The sequence below is a fragment of the Rhodoplanes elegans genome (assembly GCF_016653355.1).
Lineage (GTDB): Bacteria > Pseudomonadota > Alphaproteobacteria > Rhizobiales > Xanthobacteraceae > Rhodoplanes > Rhodoplanes elegans.
Map to the genome: position 1 here is coordinate 12,952 of NZ_NHSK01000030.1, position 15,895 is coordinate 28,846.

The following is a 15,895-nucleotide window of genomic DNA, read 5'->3' on the forward strand; positions in this document are numbered from 1 at the left end:
GGACGACCCACGCGGCGCCGCGACGCCGCGTCACGACCGCGTCAGTTCAGGGCGCGCGCCATCTCGAGGTGATGCTTCAGCGCCGGCAGCGTGGTCTCGGCCCACTGCTTCAGCTCGGGATTGTCGCCGCTCCGGGCATAAGCTTGGAACAGCGCCACGGCGTCGCGATGGGCATCGCGCTGCATCTTCACATAGGCCTCGCGGAACGCCGGACCGTCGAGGACGCGGAGCTGGTCGACCTTGGCGCGATGGGCCGCGTCGAGCTCGGTCGGCAGTGCGCCGTCGATCTTGGCGCTCTCGTGCAGCCCGCGCAGCTCCGCCGCGGTCTTCAGGTGGGCGACGATCATCTGGTCGGCGAAGTCGAGCTCGCCCGGGTCGGTCTTGCTGCGGGCGATCCGGCTGGTCTCGATCTCGAACAGGTTGCCGAGCGCGGCCATCTGCACGAACTCGGCCGTGGGGATCGGCGCCGTCGCAGCGCCCCCCGTCGCCTCGGCCCGCTGGGCCGCGGTGCCGAAGACCGACGCGGCGCTCGGCAGGTCGCCCGCGCCCGGACCACGGCTCCAGAGCGCGAACAGCACGAAGGCGAGCCCGGCGACGATCAGCACGTAGATGCTGTAGTCGCGCGTCGGGCGCGGCCGGGCCTGAGCCTGAGGAATATCGGTCATGTCGTCCCTCCGTTGGATGCGGGAGTCGCGAGCGCGCAGCCGCCGCCCGCGGGCTATCCCGCTTCTGCCGGAGGTAATGGTCGGAGGACCGCGCGGTTCCGGCCGGGACGACCCGGCGGTCGGTTTTCGGCCGCGGCGTATCGCCCCGGCGTCGCCGGGGCGAGCACCGCAGTGCGGACCGCGATCAGTCGAGCTTCTCGGCCATGCCGAGATGCTGCTTGAGCTCCGGCAGCGTCTTCTCGGCCCACTGCTTCAGCTCGGCATTGTCGCCGGACTGCGCATAGGTCGTGAACAGCGCCACGGCGTCGTTGTGGGCCTGCACCTGCATCTCCTCGTAGGCGTCCTCGAACGCATCGCCGGTCAGCCCGCGCAGCCGCTCGAGCTTCTGGGCGTGCTGCTGATCGAGCCCGGTCGGAATCTCGGCCTGGACCTTGCCGCCCTGCACCAGCCCCTTCAGCTCGGTCGAGGTCTTGGTGTGGGCCTGGATCATCTTGTTGGCGAAGTCGCGCCCTTCACGATCGGCCTTCTCGCGGGCGAGCTGGCTCGACTGGATCTCGAACATGTCGCTGATCGCGACCTTGCGGACGAAGTCGGCCGTGGAGAGCTGGCCGGTCGTGGCGGCCGGAGCGGCGCCGGTGGTCTGGCTCTGGCCGGTCGTCTGCCCGGCATGCGGCATGCCGCCCTGCTGGTGGCCGGGTTGACCGGTCTGGCCCTGACCCAGGGTTCCGGCGGGCGGCGCCGGCTGGTTGCCGGTGCTCGGCGGCACGGGCCCCGGGCCGGCCGGATTGCCGAGCTGCTGGGCGAGCGCGGGGGCGCCGGCGAGCGCCAGCACGGTCGTGAGAAGCAGGACTTTTCGCATCGTGATCGGCCTCGTCTGGACGGAGGCGCGGGCCGCGCCCCTCTGTCCGGGCCAATCCAGGATGCATCCGAGGGTTCCGGCACCACCCTGCGATGGTGCCGGGCGCGGCGCCGCACGGGAACACGGCACCATCGGAGCGTGGGCCCGCCAGCAGCATCGCCCGCGTGACGGTGGCCTGCCGCCGGTGGAGACGCGAGCCGCCGGTCGGGCGGCGTCGCGTCGTCCCGCGCCGACTCAGAACGGGATGTCGTCGTCCAGATCGTCGCGGCGCGACGACGGAGCGGCGGGGGCCTGACGTCCGCCTCCGCGGCTCGGGGCTGGTCCGCTGGCTCCGAAATCGTCGCCACCGCCCTCGTAGCCGCCGCCGGCGCCGCCGCCCTCGCCGCGGCCGTCGAGCATCGTCAGGACCGAGTTGAAGCCCTGCAGCACGACCTCGGTCGAGTACCGGTCCTGGCCGGACTGATCCTGCCATTTCCGTGTCTGCAGAGCACCTTCAATGTAAACCTTCGAGCCCTTCTTCAAGTACTGCTCGGCCACCCGGCAGAGCCCCTCGTTGAAGATGACGACACGATGCCACTCGGTCTTCTCGCGCCGCTCGCCCGACGCCTTGTCGCGCCAGGTCTCCGAGGTGGCGATGCGCAGGTTGGCGATCGGCCGCCCGTCCTGGGTGCGGCGAATCTCCGGGTCGGCCCCGAGATTGCCGATGAGAATGACCTTGTTGACCGAACCCGCCATGCGCCTCTCCACTCCTTACGACGCTTCGCCACTGCGCGACGTCACTGCGCTTCGTCACTGCGTTTCACGATCGACCACGTGGGGACGCGGTCCGCCGCTGTGCGGCCGGCCCCCCCGGACGAGTCCCCCGAAAGGGACTCGAGAGTCGCCGGCCGACCGATAGGGTCGCCTGCGGCGTCGCGGAGCGCGCACACCCTACGCTTTATCGATCCTGCAACAAGGCGGGGACGCGGCTTGTCCACACGCTGATGTTCCCACTATGTTCTTTTATCGCGGGACCCCGGACGCGAGCAAGCCGACGAGATGCGTAGACGACCACTCCGGTCGACTGATCACGGGAGCGTGAACGCGGAGCAGCAGCACGGGGCGGACGCGGGGCCGGGCCGGGCGGCGAAAAGCCCGCTCGTCGGACGTAGAAATACGTTGTTTTTCAGATTTTTGCGCCGTCTGGAGCGCGGCGACAGCGAGCCGGATCGTGTCACGGACTAGCCCGAATGGAAATGCCACAAAGCTGCCACAACCTCACGTTCCCGGCCGATGTTGCATATATGTCACCACGATCGCAGCGATTCCTCCTAGTTTCCGACCTGGGACTTCGGTGTTTCTTCTCGGAAGGAGGGGCCGTTTATGAAGAAGATCCTGCTCGCTACTGTTGCGGCGTTCGGCTTTGCCGGCGCTGCCTCGGCCGCGGACCTGCCGGCGCGCATGCCGGTGAAGGCGCCGCCGGTCATCGCTCCGGTGTTCTCGTGGACCGGCTGCTACATCGGCGGCTACGTCGGTGGCGCGTGGTCGGGTGACACGACCGTCGGCACCTACAGCACCGCCGGTGCGTTCACGTCGTACGGCTACAGCTACAACAACGACTCGAGCTTCATCGGCGGCGGCACGCTGGGCTGCAACTGGCAGCCGGTCGGCTCGCCGTTCGTCCTCGGCATCGAGGGCGAAGTCGGCTATCTGAGCCTGTCGGGCTCGGCCTTCGATCCGACCCGCACCGCGGCTCTGCCGATCGTGTCGAACACGAAGATCGGCGACTGGTACGGCATGATCACCGGCCGTCTCGGCTACTCGTTCGGCCAGGCGCTGGTCTACGCCAAGGGCGGCGTGGCCTTCGTCGACGTCGAGAGCGGCATCGCCGGCACCGTGCTGGCCGGCCCGGGCGTCCTCGCCTCCGGCTCGTTCGCCGGCTCGACCTCGGACACCGTGGCGACCTGGACGGTCGGCGGCGGTATCGAGTGGGCCTTCGACATGAACTGGAGCATCAAGGCCGAGTACATGTACATCGGCCTGAACGAGACCCAGACGCTCTGCGGCAGCGGCGTGGTCCTCGCCACGAGCACCTGCTTCTCGCACGAGTTCGACGGCATCCACACCGCCAAGGTCGGCCTCAACTACCGCTTCGGCGGTGGCGCTCCGATCGTCGCGAAGTACTGAGCCTTTCGACATTCTGTCGAGCGGAAGCCCCGGGGAAACCCGGGGCTTTTTGCTGTTCGGACGGCCGCGGCGCGACGCACGGCGCGTGCTCCGATCCGGCGGCGCATGCGAGCGGCGAAGCGGACTGTCGAAGCGGGCTCCGCAGCCGGCGATTTCACGTTCGGAACGACCGAGCAAGGCGACGGGAGCGGGCCGCGCGGCCGGCCCGCTCGTTCGAGCCACCGCCCGTCCGGGCCCCTGCCCCGTCACCGTCCGCGACTCGCGAATGCCGCAGCGAGCGACTCGCCGACCCCCGCCATCACGAACGCCGACGTGCCGGACACGCACCCGGACCGAGGTAATAAGGAACCAAAGGTCGGCTGTCCGACATACTTTGAAGTCTAAAAATGGTATTCTTTGGCGCTTTTACATGAGCAACGCGAGTTCTTGTTGCTTTTATATCACCCCCGGAATGCGTATTCATCCTAGTCTTTCTTCATCGACACCAACCAACGGGGGGTCATCATGAAGAAGTTCCTTCTCGCCACGGCGGCGATCCTGGCGACGAGCGCCATGGCGCATGCCGCCGACCTGCCGGCCCGCATGCCCATCAAGGCTCCGCCGGTCGTCGCGCCGGTGTTCTCGTGGACCGGCTGCTACATCGGCGGCTATGTCGGCGGCGCCTGGGCGGACGATTCGAACGTCTCCACCTACAGCACCACCGGCGCGTTCGTGCCCTACGGCTACAGCTACAGCAACGACTCGAGCGTCATCGGCGGCGGCACGCTGGGCTGCAACTGGCAGCCGGTCGGCTCGCCTTTCGTCCTCGGCATCGAGGGTGAAGGCGGCTACCTGAGCATGGAAGGCTCGGCCTTCGATCCGACCCGCACGGCCGCCCTTCCGATCGTCGCGACCTCCAAGGTCGGCGATTGGTACGCCATGATCACCGGACGTCTCGGCTACTCCTGGGACCGCGCGATGATCTACGTGAAGGGCGGCGCGGCGTTCCTCGAGGTCGAGACCGGCTTCTCGGGCACCGTGCTCACCGGCCCCGGCGTCGTCGCCTCCGGCTCGTTCGCCGGCTCCACCAAGGACACCGTGGCGACCTGGACGGTCGGCGGCGGCATCGAGTGGGCCATGGACATGAACTGGAGCATCAAGGCCGAGTACATGTACATCGGCCTCGACGAGAGCCAGACGCTGTGCGGCAGCGGCGTGGTGCTCGCCACCACCACCTGCTTCAGCAACGACATCGAAGGCATCCACACGGCGAAGGTCGGCCTCAACTACCGCTTCGGCGGCGCCCCGCTGGTCGCGCGCTACTGAACGGTCGCCCCGCGGGGGCAGCCGAACGGTCGCGACACCCTTCTCTGCGACGCCTCACCGCCGCGACGAAGCCAAGGCCCCGGGCACGCCCGGGGCCTTTTTTGCGGGCCCGCTCCGGATCGCGCGCAGCCGTGGCAGGCCGTGCACACGTCGGTGGCGTCCGGCGCCTGCGAAACGATCGACCTCCGGTTCGGGCTCGGTCGCCGCGTCTAATCCAACCGGCATCGCCGACGCACAAATATCTGTTCCGACGAAAATTTCCTAGTTCGGCACGCTCCGGCGGGCTAGCCCCAAGAGTGCAGCGGGCATGTTCGATGAACTCGAGGTTGTGGCGCAAATGTCACCATCCACAACCTGAATCGCGATACGGTATCGCATTGCTTCGATGAGAGGGGGGTTCTCCATGAAGAAGCTTCTGCTGGGTACGGTCGCGCTGATCGCGATCGCCGGAACTGCGAGCGCGGCCGACATGCGGATGCCCGTGAAGGCTCCTCCGGTCATCGCTCCGGTGTTCTCGTGGACCGGCTGCTACATCGGCGGCTTTGTCGGCGGCGCGTGGGGCGACGACTACGCCGCCTACGACCGCAACGGCTACAACCGGGTCGGCGGCTGGGGCTACAGCGGCGACTCGAGCTTCATCGGCGGCGGCACGCTGGGCTGCAACTGGCAGCCGGTCGGCACCAACTGGGTGCTCGGCCTCGAGGGCGAAATGGGCTACCTCAACATCGAGGGGTCCGGCTATGACCCGCTCCTCGTGGCCCAGATCGCGCCCGGCGTGCTGTCGACCTCGAAGGTCGGCGACTGGTACGGCATGATCACCGGCCGTCTCGGCTACACCTGGGATCGCGCCCTGTTCTACGTGAAGGGCGGCGCGGCGTTCGTGAACGTCGAGAACACGATTCTCGACACCGCCGGCCTGATCACGATCGCCGCTTCGGCGAGCGAGACCAAGGCGACCTGGACGTTCGGCGGCGGTCTCGAATACGCCTTCGACATGAACTGGAGCATCAAGGCCGAGTACATGTTCATCGGCCTCGACAACACCCAGGCCGTGTGCGGCCCGGCGGTCGGCGCCGCCGGTACCTTCTGCTGGGATCACGACAATCCCGGCATCCACACCGCCAAGGTCGGCCTGAACTACCGCTTCGGCGGCGCGCGGTACTGATCGCCGCGTTCTGACGGCTCTTCGGTCCCAGTGGGAGCCCCGAACCTCGGTTCGGGGCTTCTGCTGTTTCGGGGCTGTTGTTTCGGGGCTGCCTTGGGCTGTTCCGGCACTCGCCCCACGGACCGCAGCGCTGGTCCGAACCGTCGACGCGATCGTATCGCTGTTGACAACCGCCGGGATGCTGGCGAAACGGCTCCGTTCTCATTAAGTTCTGGTGCGCGGCGCGGCGGTCGGCTTTCCGACCCGGCCACGGCGCACCATATCCTGCACGTCATAGCCTGCACGTCGTGGCGTGAACGTCTCCACCCCCGTGGGCCGGGTTCCGTACCGCCCGACACTGACCGAACCCGGTGACCGATGGCCGATCTGTTCGACAAGCCGCGCCGCCCCGACGGGCGGGTGATCTCCATCCGCGGCGCCCGCGAGCACAACCTCAAGAACGTCGACGTCGACCTGCCGCGCGACAAGCTCGTCGTCTTCACCGGGCTGTCGGGCTCGGGCAAGTCCTCGCTCGCCTTCGACACCATCTATGCCGAGGGCCAGCGGCGCTACGTCGAGTCGCTCTCGGCCTATGCGCGCCAGTTCCTCGAGATGATGCAGAAGCCGGACGTCGACCAGATCGACGGCCTGTCGCCGGCCATCTCGATCGAGCAGAAGACCACCTCGAAGAACCCGCGCTCGACCGTCGGCACCGTCACCGAGATCTACGACTATATGCGCCTCCTGTGGGCGCGGGTCGGCGTCCCCTACTCGCCGGCGACCGGCCTGCCGATCGAGAGCCAGACCGTGTCGCAGATGGTCGACCGGGTGATGGCGCTGCCGGAGGGTACGCGGCTCTATCTGCTGGCGCCGCTCGTGCGCGGCCGCAAGGGCGAGTACAAGAAGGAGCTGGCCGAGCTCCTCAAGAAGGGCTTTCAGCGGGTCAAGATCGACGGCGCCTTCCACGAGATCGCCGCGGCGCCGGCGCTCGACAAGAAGTTCAAGCACGACATCGACGTGGTGGTGGACCGCATCGTCGTGCGCCCCGACATCGCGACGAGGCTCGCCGAATCCTTCGAGACCGCCCTGAAGCTCGCCGACGGCATCGCCGTGGTGGAGTTCGCGGACAAGCCGCCCGCTGCACTGCCGGTGGCCGCATCCTTCGAGACGCGCTCTTCGAGCGCTCCTCAGGATGAGGGGCGGGGTGGGAGCGACGGGAAGCGCGGCAAGAAGGCCCTTTCCCCTCGTCCTGAGGAGGCGCGAAGCGCCGTCTCGAAGGACGCGGCCGAGGCGCAGGCCAAGACCACCACCAAGCTCGCGGCGGCCGCGGCGTCGGACGCCAACCGGCTGGTGTTCTCCGAAAAGTTCGCCTGCCCGGTGTCGGGCTTCACGATCTCCGAAATCGAGCCGCGGCTGTTCTCGTTCAACTCGCCGCACGGCGCCTGCCCGGCCTGCGGCGGCCTCGGCCTCGACCAGAAGATCGACCCGGATCTCGTGGTGCCGGACCGCGGCGTGTCGCTCAAGCGCGGCGCCGTCGCGCCGTGGGCGAAGTCGTCGTCGCCCTATTACGGGCAGACGCTGGAGGCCTTGGCGAAGCACTACCGCTTCACGCTCGACGCGCCGTGGAAGGACCTGCCCAAGCGCGCCCAGGAGGCGATCCTGTACGGCTCCGGCGAGGACGAGATCAAGTTCGTCTACGACGACGGCATGCGAGCCTACACGACCCACAAGCCGTTCGAGGGCGTCGTCAACAATCTGGAGCGGCGCTGGCGCGAGACCGACAGCGAGTGGGCCCGCGAGGAGATCTCGAAATACTTCACCGCCATCCCCTGCGCGTCGTGCGACGGGCATCGCCTCAAGCCCGAGGCCATGGCCGTGAAGGTCGACGGCCTGCACATTGGCGAAGTGTCGGCGATGTCGGTGCGGCGCGCCGGCGCGTGGTTCTCGGCCCTGCCGAACAAGCTCAACGCCAAGCAGACCGAGATCGCCACCCGGATTCTGAAAGAGATCCGCGAGCGCCTCGCCTTCCTCAACGACGTGGGCCTCGACTATCTGACGCTGGCGCGCGCCTCCGGCACGCTGTCGGGCGGCGAGAGCCAGCGCATTCGCCTCGCCTCGCAGATCGGCTCCGGCCTCACCGGCGTCCTCTACGTGCTGGACGAGCCGTCGATCGGCCTGCACCAGCGCGACAACGCGCGGCTGATCGAGACACTCAAGCGACTTCGCGATCTCGGCAACACCGTGATCGTCGTCGAGCACGACGAGGACGCGATCCGCACCGCCGACTGGGTGCTCGACATCGGCCCCGGCGCCGGCATCCACGGCGGCAAGATCGTCTCGCAGGGCACGCCGGACCAGCTGATGGCGGACCCGAAGTCGGTGACGGGCCAGTATCTCACCGGCGCGCGCGCCATTCCGGTGCCGGTGCGCCGGGTGCCGGATTCGCGGCGTGTCGTGCGCGTCGTCGGGGCACGCGGCAACAATCTGAAGACCGTCTCGGCCGACATCCCGCTCGGCCTGTTCACCTGCATCACCGGCGTTTCGGGCGGCGGCAAGTCGACGTTGCTGATCGACACCCTGTTCAAGGCGGTCGCCCGAAAGCTGCACGGCGCCGCCGAGGCCCCTGCCCCGCACGAGCGCATCGAGGGGCTGGAGCACATCGACAAGATCATCGACATCGACCAGTCGCCGATCGGCCGCACGCCGCGCTCGAACCCGGCGACCTACACGGGCGCGTTCACGCCGATTCGCGAGTGGTTCGCCGGGCTGCCCGAGGCGAAGGCGCGCGGCTACGAGCCCGGGCGCTTCTCGTTCAACGTCAAAGGCGGCCGCTGCGAGGCCTGCCAGGGCGACGGGGTCATAAAAATCGAGATGCACTTCTTGCCGGACGTCTACGTCACCTGCGATGTGTGCAAGGGAAAGCGCTACAATCGCGAGACGCTCGACGTGACCTTCAAGGGCAAGTCGATCGCCGACGTGCTCGACATGACGGTCGAGGAAGGCGCCGAGTTCTTCAAGGCCGTGCCGCGGGTGCGCGAGACGTTGAAGACGCTGCATCGCGTCGGGCTGGACTACATCAAGATCGGGCAGCAGGCGACGACTCTCTCGGGCGGCGAAGCGCAGCGCGTAAAACTCGCCAAGGAGCTGAGCAAACGCGCGACCGGCCGCACCCTGTATATCCTGGACGAGCCGACGACGGGCCTGCACTTCCAGGACGTCGAGAAGCTTTTAGAAGTGCTGCACGAGCTGGTCGCCCAGGGCAACACGGTCGCGGTCATCGAGCACAATCTCGAGGTGATCAAGACCGCCGACTGGATCATCGACCTCGGCCCCGAAGGCGGCGACGGCGGCGGCGAGATCGTCGCGGTGGGAACGCCCGAGGACGTGATCAAGGAGAAGCGCAGCTACACGGGGCAGTTCCTGAAGCCGGTGCTGGAGAGGAAGGTCTTGCCGGCGCCAGCCACGGGGCGTGGCGCAGGCGCCGGGAACGGGCGGCGGCGGAAGGGCGCGCAGGCGGCGGAGTGAGCGTCTTCGTAGCCCGGGACCAACCAAACGATACTCGGGGGCGGCTTCGCGTTACAACTTCTGGAAGAGTAGTCGGCATTGGGCTAACATCGTTCAGGTCTATCAAGGTCGAGCACCATGACCGACTACGTGACCCGCACCGAGTTCGAGCAGCTCGCCACCCGCGTCGACATCGTCGAGCGCGAGGTCGATGGCGAGAAGATGGTGACGCGCCATGTACTCACCGAGACGCGCCGTAACTCCGACGATCTCGCCGCCATCAAGACGCGCCTCGACCGTGTCGAGCAGAAAGTCGACGGCGTCGCTCAGGAGCTCGGCGAGGTCCGGAAGGATTTGGCCGACGTGCGCGGCAGAGTTTCCGGCCTCGCCGCCACCCTGCCCAGCCTGATCGCCGACACCATGCGCAAGGTCTTGCGGGAACGCGACGGGCGGTGAAGGAGGCGCAGCAAGCGTAGCCCGGGTCGACGTTGATCGTAGCCCGGGTGGAGCGCAGCGACAGCCGGGAGAGCGTCGCCGCGAATGCAGAGCCTCGCCGCGGGCGCCCGTCCCGCGTTTCGCTTCGCTCAACACGGGCTACGACCTCGACTACGACCTCGACGCGGGCCACCCGACGACCACCGCCATGCCCCCGCCCCACCCATCCCGCACCGCAGCATCCGGCCTGCGACACGGCCGCCTCCCACCTTGGCAGCGGCCCGCGGGCGGGTAAGATGCCGGCGTGCTTCGACGGCGGACCCCGGGTCGCCGGGTCGGCGCTTCGCCCGACCGGCATTCCGCCCGGGCCGCCGGCTCTGCCCTCCGGGCCCGACCGATTTCGACCAAATCGGGCGCGTCCGGACCAAACTCGTCCGGGACCGCGTTTCGTCCCTACGCCCTTTCTTCCGTATCGCCGTCAACCGCTCAGGATGGACCTTCAAAGATGGCCGCTGACCAGGGTGCGCACGCGCAGACCGGGACTCTCGAGATCGACGGCAAGACCTACAAGCTTCCGGTGCGGCACGGCACCGCCGGGCCCGAGGTGGTCGACATCGGCAAGCTCTACGGCCAGGCCGGCCTCTTCACCTACGACCCGGGCTTCACCTCGACGGCGGCCTGCGAGTCCAAGATCACCTATGTGGACGGCGAGGCCGGCCGCCTGCTCTATCGCGGCTACGCGGTCGAGGATCTGATCGCCCGCGGCGATTTCCTGGAGACCTGCTACCTGCTGCTCTACGGCGAGCTGCCGACCGTCAAGCAGAAGCACGACTTCGACGACAAGGTCACGCGCCACACCATGGTGCACGAGCAGATGGTGCGCTTCTATCAGGGCTTCCGGCGCGACTCGCACCCCATGGCCGTGATGGTCGGCAGCGTCGGCGCGATGTCGGCCTTCTATCACGACTCCACCGACATCGCCGATCCGCACCAACGCATGCTCGCCTGCATCCGCATGATCGCCAAGATGCCGACCATCGCGGCGATGGCGCACAAGTACACGACCGGCCAGCCCTTCGTGTACCCGAAGAACGACCTCTCCTACGCCGGCAACTTCCTGCGCATGTGCTTCTCGGTGCCGTTCGAGGAGTATCGGGTCAACGAGGTCCTGGCCCGCGCCATGGACAAGATCTTCATCCTGCACGCCGACAACGAGCAGGGTGCGTCGACCTCGACGGTGCGGCTCGCGGGATCGTCGGGGGCGAACCCGTTCGCCTGCATCGCGGCCGGCGTCGCCTGCCTGTGGGGGCCCGCGCACGGCGGCGCCAACGAGGCGGCGCTGAAGATGCTGGCCGCGATCGGCAAGCCCGAGCGCATCCCCGAGTTCATCGCGCGGGCGAAGGATCCGGACGACCCGTTCCGCCTGCTGGGCTTCGGCCACCGCGTCTACAAGAGCTACGATCCGCGCGCCGCGCTGATGCGCGAGATCTGCCGCGAGGTTCTGGCCGAGACCGGCGGCGACCCGCTGTTCGAGGTGGCGCTGGAGCTCGAGCGCGCCGCCATGGCCGACGAGTATTTCGTCGAGAAGAAGCTCTTCCCCAATCTCGACTACTATTCGGGCCTGACGCTGCGCGCGATGGGCTTCCCGCCGGCCATGTTCACGGCCGTGTTCTCGCTCGCCCGCACGGCCGGCTGGATCGCCCAGTGGATGGAGATGATCGCCGATCCGAGCCAGAAGATCGGCCGGCCGCGCCAGCTCTACACGGGCGCGACGCGGCGCGAATACGTGCCGGTGGCGAAGCGCGGCTGACTTCTTCAGGAATGAACGCGCACGCCCGCTGCGCCACCCCGGCACAGCGGCGTCACCGTCGCATCGTCGGCGCCGGTGTCACCCGGGGTCGAGCTGCAGCCACCAGTCCGCATCGATCCGCCGCTCCAGGATGGCGCCGCGCCGTCGGCCTCCGGGCGCCTGCGCCGCGTCTCGCGCCGCCGCGTCGAGATCGCCCGTGACGACCTCGGCCCAGGGCGCCGCGGGGCCGCGCACGAAACTCTTGCCCGAGCCGCTGATGCCGAGCCCCGACGCGTGGTGGACGAGCGTGATCCGGTCGCCGAGATTCACCACTGACACGATGCCGAGCCGGTCGCACAGGCGGCGATAGCGGACGAGGCGATCGGCGGTGACGCCGGCCGCCGCGGGGGTCGGCGGGTCGCTCCAGTCGGCGCCGAAGCGCCGCAGGCCGCGATCTTCCGCCAGCATGGCGGCGAGCGCCTCGAAGCCGGCACGCTGGGTCTCGAAATGCGCCAGCATGGCGGCGTCGCTCGGCGGCGCGCCGGTCCCGAACGGGCCGCGACCGAGCAGCACCACCGCCGCAGCGGCGACCGCGGCGAGCAGCACGAGGGCGAGCGAGAGGCGTGACAGGCGCATGACGACGGATACGGCTCCGTCGCTTGGTCATGCGCACCGCAGCTTCGGTTCGAACGTCCCCGCGCCCTGCCCCGTGCGGCGTCCCGCGCGGTTCGCCTATGCGGCCTTCTTCTGTTTGAGAGCCGGCGCGAGCTCGCGCCGGAAGACCTCGCAGAACTCCTTCTGCTGTGGGCCGATCTGGGTCAGCACGATGTGGTCGAAGCCGGCGTCGACGTACTTGCCGACGGCCTTCAGATGCGCGTCGATCGACGGCCCGCAGCTCACGACCTCGGCGATGTCGTCCGGCGTGACGCTCTCGCTCGCCGCGGCGAAGGCCTCCGTGTCGGGCAGCTCGGCCATCACGGGCCAGCCGGCGGCCGACCAGCGGAAATACTTGTGCGCCGTCTGTTTCGCCTCGTCCTCGCTACGCGCCCAGCAGACCGAGACCTCGCAATAGCGCGGGCCGCGGCCGCCGGCCGTGTCGTAGGCCTCGACCAGCGCCGAATCGGCGTCGGTCGCCATCAGGCCGTCGGCCTTCTCGCCGGCCAGCGCCGCCGCCTTCGGCCCGCCCGCGGCGAGCACCACCGGCACCTTGCGGTCCGGCCGGTCGAACAGCTTCGCGTGGTCGAGCACCAGATGGCGGCCGCGATAGTTCATCAGCGTGCCGTCGAGGAGGCCCTGGATGATGTCGAGCGCCTCGGCGAGGCGCTCCTGCCGCTCGACGCGCCCCGGCCAGCCGGCCCCGGTCACGTGCTCGTTGAGGCGCTCGCCGGCGCCGAGCCCGAGCGTGAAACGGCCGTCGCTCAGCAGCGCCACGGTGGCGGCGCCCTGCGCCACGATCGCCGGGTGATACCGGAAGGTCGGGCAGGTCACGGCGGTCATCAGGCCGAGCCGGTCGGTCGCCTGCGCGACGGCGCCGAGCACCGACCAGGCGAGCGGCGCGTGCCCCTGCTCGTCGAGCCACGGGAAGAAATGGTCGGAGATCGCCGCGAAGTCGAAGCCGGCCGCCTCGGCGGCCTTTGCGTTGCGGACCAGATCCTTTGGTCCGTGCTCCTCGGACATCAGCTTGTAGCCGAGCTTGATCATGTCGGTCGCGCCTGTCGTGTGAACGGAAGTCGGCGCGGTCGGCCGCACCGCTCTGCCAACGCTCTCGACAGGCTCGGGTTCGCGCGACCGCGCGTGCTCCACCCGAGTACCGACGCACGCCCCCCGAAGGAGGCCTCGTGTCCCGGGCGCGGCGCGACGCGCCGCGAACCCGGACCCAGGGCGATCGAACACGGTCGTCGCCGTGCCGCCCGTCTTGCCGCCCTGGGCCCCGGCTCTGCGGCGCATCAGGCCTGCGGCCTGCCGCGCCTTGTCCGGGGCACGCGACCCCAACCCACCCCCAAAAACAGAAATCCCCGGCCGGGCCGGGGATTTCGCCGTTTCTGCAGACGCCTCGAACCGAACTGGTCAGGCCGCCTTCTTCCTGGCGCCCGGGGTGGCCGCGTTGGTGATGGCCGTGAGGTAGAGGTCGAGCAGCGTCTCGCGCTCGTCCCGCTCCTTCTGGTCCTGCTTGCGGATGCGGATGACCTCGCGAAGGATCTTCACGTCGAAGCCGTTGCCCTTGGCCTCCAGGAAGATCTCCTTCTTGGCCTCGTTCAGCGCCTTGATCTCCTCGTCGATGGTCTCGATGCGCTCGATGATGGTGCGCAGCTGATCGCCGGCGATACCCGTGACGTCCGAACCGCTCATGGTTTACTCCTGGTCAACGCGACCCCTAAAACCTGCGCGATCCGGGGCCGTCCGGCAAGCCGCGCTCCGCTCTGTGGTTGACGTTTTACTAACGCTCGACGACCCTGATGCCCGGCGACGCCGCACCGGCATCGCCGGCGATCCTTGTTGCATGGCATCGTCGCTGCGCCCTCCCCGCAAGTCCTTCGGCGAGCCCCAATGACCGATCTGATCACGAGAGACGAGTTCGACCTGCTCGCGGCCCGCATCGGCATCCTCGAGCGCGAGGTCGACGGCGAGAAGCTGGTGACGCGCCACGTGCTGGCCGAGGCGCGGCGAAACAGCGACCGCGTCGCGGCACTCGAAGCGCGGATCGAGCGGATGGAGCGCAAGGTCGACGACATCGGCCGCCGCCTGGCCGAGCTCGACGGCAAGGTGACGGTGCTCACCACCACGCTCCCCGGCATCGTCTCCGACGCACTGCGCACCGCGTTGCGCGAGCGCGACGGGCGCTGAGGCACACCGCGTTCAGCACTGCGCGAACAGGAAGGACACGCCATGGGCTTCGTGGAGTCGAAGATCCCGATCGTGCAGGCCCCGATGGTCGGCTCGGGTGCCGCGCTCGCCGCCGCCGTCTGCAAGGCGGGCGGGATCGGCTCGCTCGCCTGCGCGGCGCTGTCGCCCGATCAGGCGCGCGAGGCCGTCGCGGCCGTGCGGGCCGCGGCCGGGCGCGACGCGCCACTCAACCTGAACTTCTTCTGCCACCAAGCTCCTGCGTTCGATCCGGAAACGCAGCGCCGCTGGATCGAGACGCTCGCGCCCTACTACGCCGAGATCGGGCTCGACATCGCCAAGGCCGGCGCCGGGCCGGGCCGCGCGCCGTTCGACGCGGCGATGTGCGAGGTGGTCGAGGAGACGAGGCCGCCGATCGTCAGCTTCCATTTCGGCCTGCCCGCGCCGGCCCTGCTCGACCGCGTGAAGGCGACCGGCGCACAGGTGTGGTCGTCGGCGACGACGGTGCGCGAGGCGCGCTGGCTGCGCGACCGCGGGGTCGACGCGGTGATCGCGCAAGGGCTCGAGGCCGGCGGCCATCGCGGCATGTTCCTCGACACCGACATCGGCGCGCAGCCCGGCCTGTTTGCGCTGCTGCCGCAGGTCGTCGACGCCGTGGACGTGCCGGTGATCGCCGCCGGCGGCATCGCCGACGGGCGCGGCATCGCGGCGGCGCTGCAGCTCGGCGCCCGCGCGGTGCAGATCGGCACCGGCTATCTGCTCACGCCGCAGGCCGGACGCTCGGCGCTGCACCGCAAGGCGCTGGAGCGGGCGACCGACGACGCGACCCGGCTGACCAATCTCTACACGGGCCGCCCGGCCCGCGGCATCGCCACGCGGCTGATGCGCGAGATCGGCCCGATCAGCGCGGCCGCTCCGGCGTTTCCGCTGGCGACCGGCGCGGTCGATCCGGTGCGGCTCGCCTTCGAGGCGCAGGGCCGCGACGATCTCTCGGTGCTGTGGTCCGGCGAAGCGGCGGCGCTCGCCCGCGCCGAGGACGCCGAGACGCTCACGCGCCGGCTGTGGGACGAGGCCCGCAGCCGCCTCGCGGAGATGGCGCGCGCCTGGTCCTGATCCGCTCGCCGCGCCGACCGAACGGCCCGCCTACGGCACGGCCCGGCCCGTCGTGGCGGCGGGCCGTGCCGTAG

14 protein-coding genes are annotated in these 15,895 nt (G+C 69.2%); 8 read left to right on the forward strand and 6 right to left on the reverse strand.

Features of this window, described 5'->3' with window-relative positions:
* Positions 1–41: 41 nt before the first annotated feature.
* From CCR97_RS01895 to CCR97_RS01905, 3 genes are all read right to left on the reverse strand, one after another.
* Complete coding sequence (locus CCR97_RS01895; protein ID WP_111360105.1) at positions 42–665, reverse strand: DUF4142 domain-containing protein; 624 nt, start codon at positions 663–665, stop codon at positions 42–44.
* Positions 666–849: 184 nt separating this feature from the next.
* A complete protein-coding gene (locus CCR97_RS01900; protein ID WP_244670214.1) occupies positions 850–1,524 on the reverse strand; it encodes a DUF4142 domain-containing protein in 675 nt (224 codons plus the stop codon).
* A gap of 234 nt (positions 1,525–1,758) precedes the next feature.
* Positions 1,759–2,259 (reverse strand): single-stranded DNA-binding protein, encoded by a 501-nt coding sequence (locus tag CCR97_RS01905; RefSeq protein WP_111360106.1) that lies wholly within the window; start codon positions 2,257–2,259, stop codon positions 1,759–1,761.
* Between the two features lie 627 nt (positions 2,260–2,886).
* Here CCR97_RS01905 and CCR97_RS01910 point away from each other — a divergent pair.
* From CCR97_RS01910 to gltA, 6 genes are all read left to right on the forward strand, one after another.
* Positions 2,887–3,690 carry an outer membrane protein gene (locus tag CCR97_RS01910; RefSeq protein WP_201159260.1) on the forward strand — a complete coding sequence of 268 codons (804 nt, stop codon included), beginning with the start codon at positions 2,887–2,889 and terminating at the stop codon, positions 3,688–3,690.
* A gap of 504 nt (positions 3,691–4,194) precedes the next feature.
* The gene (locus CCR97_RS01915; RefSeq protein ID WP_111358127.1) at positions 4,195–4,995 is read left to right on the forward strand and encodes an outer membrane protein; all 801 of its coding nucleotides are present in this window, start codon (positions 4,195–4,197) and stop codon (positions 4,993–4,995) included.
* 403 nt (positions 4,996–5,398) lie between these two features.
* Positions 5,399–6,160, forward strand: a complete 762-nt coding sequence (locus CCR97_RS01920) for an outer membrane protein (RefSeq protein ID WP_111358128.1) — start codon at positions 5,399–5,401, stop codon at positions 6,158–6,160.
* Between the two features lie 357 nt (positions 6,161–6,517).
* Positions 6,518–9,664 (forward strand): excinuclease ABC subunit UvrA, encoded by a 3,147-nt coding sequence (gene uvrA, locus CCR97_RS01925; protein ID WP_111358129.1) that lies wholly within the window; start codon positions 6,518–6,520, stop codon positions 9,662–9,664.
* A gap of 117 nt (positions 9,665–9,781) precedes the next feature.
* Positions 9,782–10,099, forward strand: coding sequence for a hypothetical protein (locus CCR97_RS01930; protein WP_111358130.1), 318 nt, complete (start codon positions 9,782–9,784; stop codon positions 10,097–10,099).
* A 484-nt stretch (positions 10,100–10,583) separates the two neighbouring features.
* The gene (gltA, locus tag CCR97_RS01935; RefSeq protein ID WP_111358131.1) at positions 10,584–11,888 is read left to right on the forward strand and encodes a citrate synthase; all 1,305 of its coding nucleotides are present in this window, start codon (positions 10,584–10,586) and stop codon (positions 11,886–11,888) included.
* A gap of 78 nt (positions 11,889–11,966) precedes the next feature.
* Here the strand turns inward: gltA and CCR97_RS01940 are convergent, their stop codons facing one another.
* The 3 genes from CCR97_RS01940 to CCR97_RS01950 form a co-directional block, all read right to left on the reverse strand.
* Positions 11,967–12,503, reverse strand: a complete 537-nt coding sequence (locus CCR97_RS01940) for a hypothetical protein (RefSeq protein WP_111358132.1) — start codon at positions 12,501–12,503, stop codon at positions 11,967–11,969.
* 96 nt (positions 12,504–12,599) lie between these two features.
* Positions 12,600–13,568 carry a TIGR03557 family F420-dependent LLM class oxidoreductase gene (locus CCR97_RS01945; RefSeq protein WP_111358133.1) on the reverse strand — a complete coding sequence of 323 codons (969 nt, stop codon included), beginning with the start codon at positions 13,566–13,568 and terminating at the stop codon, positions 12,600–12,602.
* Positions 13,569–13,934: 366 nt separating this feature from the next.
* Positions 13,935–14,216: a DUF2312 domain-containing protein gene (locus tag CCR97_RS01950; protein WP_111360511.1), complete on the reverse strand. Its 282-nt coding sequence runs from the start codon at positions 14,214–14,216 to the stop codon at positions 13,935–13,937.
* Positions 14,217–14,414: 198 nt separating this feature from the next.
* Between CCR97_RS01950 and CCR97_RS01955 the strand changes: the two genes are divergently transcribed.
* Positions 14,415–14,711 (forward strand): hypothetical protein, encoded by a 297-nt coding sequence (locus CCR97_RS01955; protein WP_111360510.1) that lies wholly within the window; start codon positions 14,415–14,417, stop codon positions 14,709–14,711.
* Positions 14,712–14,753: 42 nt separating this feature from the next.
* The gene (locus CCR97_RS01960) at positions 14,754–15,821 is read left to right on the forward strand and encodes an NAD(P)H-dependent flavin oxidoreductase (RefSeq protein WP_111360509.1); all 1,068 of its coding nucleotides are present in this window, start codon (positions 14,754–14,756) and stop codon (positions 15,819–15,821) included.
* Positions 15,822–15,895 lie beyond the last annotated feature (74 nt).

Bases quoted from the DNA above. Each gene is read 5' to 3' on its own strand.
- CCR97_RS01945 (WP_111358133.1), bottom strand. From the start codon at position 13,568: ATGATCAAGCTCGGCTACAAGCTGATGTCCGAGGAGCACGGACCAAAG.
- uvrA (WP_111358129.1), top strand. From the start codon at position 6,518: ATGGCCGATCTGTTCGACAAGCCGCGCCGCCCCGACGGGCGGGTGATC.
- CCR97_RS01905 (WP_111360106.1), bottom strand. From the start codon at position 2,259: ATGGCGGGTTCGGTCAACAAGGTCATTCTCATCGGCAATCTCGGGGCC.
- CCR97_RS01920 (WP_111358128.1), top strand. From the start codon at position 5,399: ATGAAGAAGCTTCTGCTGGGTACGGTCGCGCTGATCGCGATCGCCGGA.
- CCR97_RS01895 (WP_111360105.1), bottom strand. From the start codon at position 665: ATGACCGATATTCCTCAGGCTCAGGCCCGGCCGCGCCCGACGCGCGAC.
- CCR97_RS01950 (WP_111360511.1), bottom strand. From the start codon at position 14,216: ATGAGCGGTTCGGACGTCACGGGTATCGCCGGCGATCAGCTGCGCACC.
- CCR97_RS01940 (WP_111358132.1), bottom strand. From the start codon at position 12,503: ATGCGCCTGTCACGCCTCTCGCTCGCCCTCGTGCTGCTCGCCGCGGTC.
- CCR97_RS01930 (WP_111358130.1), top strand. From the start codon at position 9,782: ATGACCGACTACGTGACCCGCACCGAGTTCGAGCAGCTCGCCACCCGC.
- CCR97_RS01960 (WP_111360509.1), top strand. From the start codon at position 14,754: ATGGGCTTCGTGGAGTCGAAGATCCCGATCGTGCAGGCCCCGATGGTC.
- CCR97_RS01910 (WP_201159260.1), top strand. From the start codon at position 2,887: ATGAAGAAGATCCTGCTCGCTACTGTTGCGGCGTTCGGCTTTGCCGGC.
- CCR97_RS01900 (WP_244670214.1), bottom strand. From the start codon at position 1,524: ATGCGAAAAGTCCTGCTTCTCACGACCGTGCTGGCGCTCGCCGGCGCC.
- gltA (WP_111358131.1), top strand. From the start codon at position 10,584: ATGGCCGCTGACCAGGGTGCGCACGCGCAGACCGGGACTCTCGAGATC.
- CCR97_RS01955 (WP_111360510.1), top strand. From the start codon at position 14,415: ATGACCGATCTGATCACGAGAGACGAGTTCGACCTGCTCGCGGCCCGC.
- CCR97_RS01915 (WP_111358127.1), top strand. From the start codon at position 4,195: ATGAAGAAGTTCCTTCTCGCCACGGCGGCGATCCTGGCGACGAGCGCC.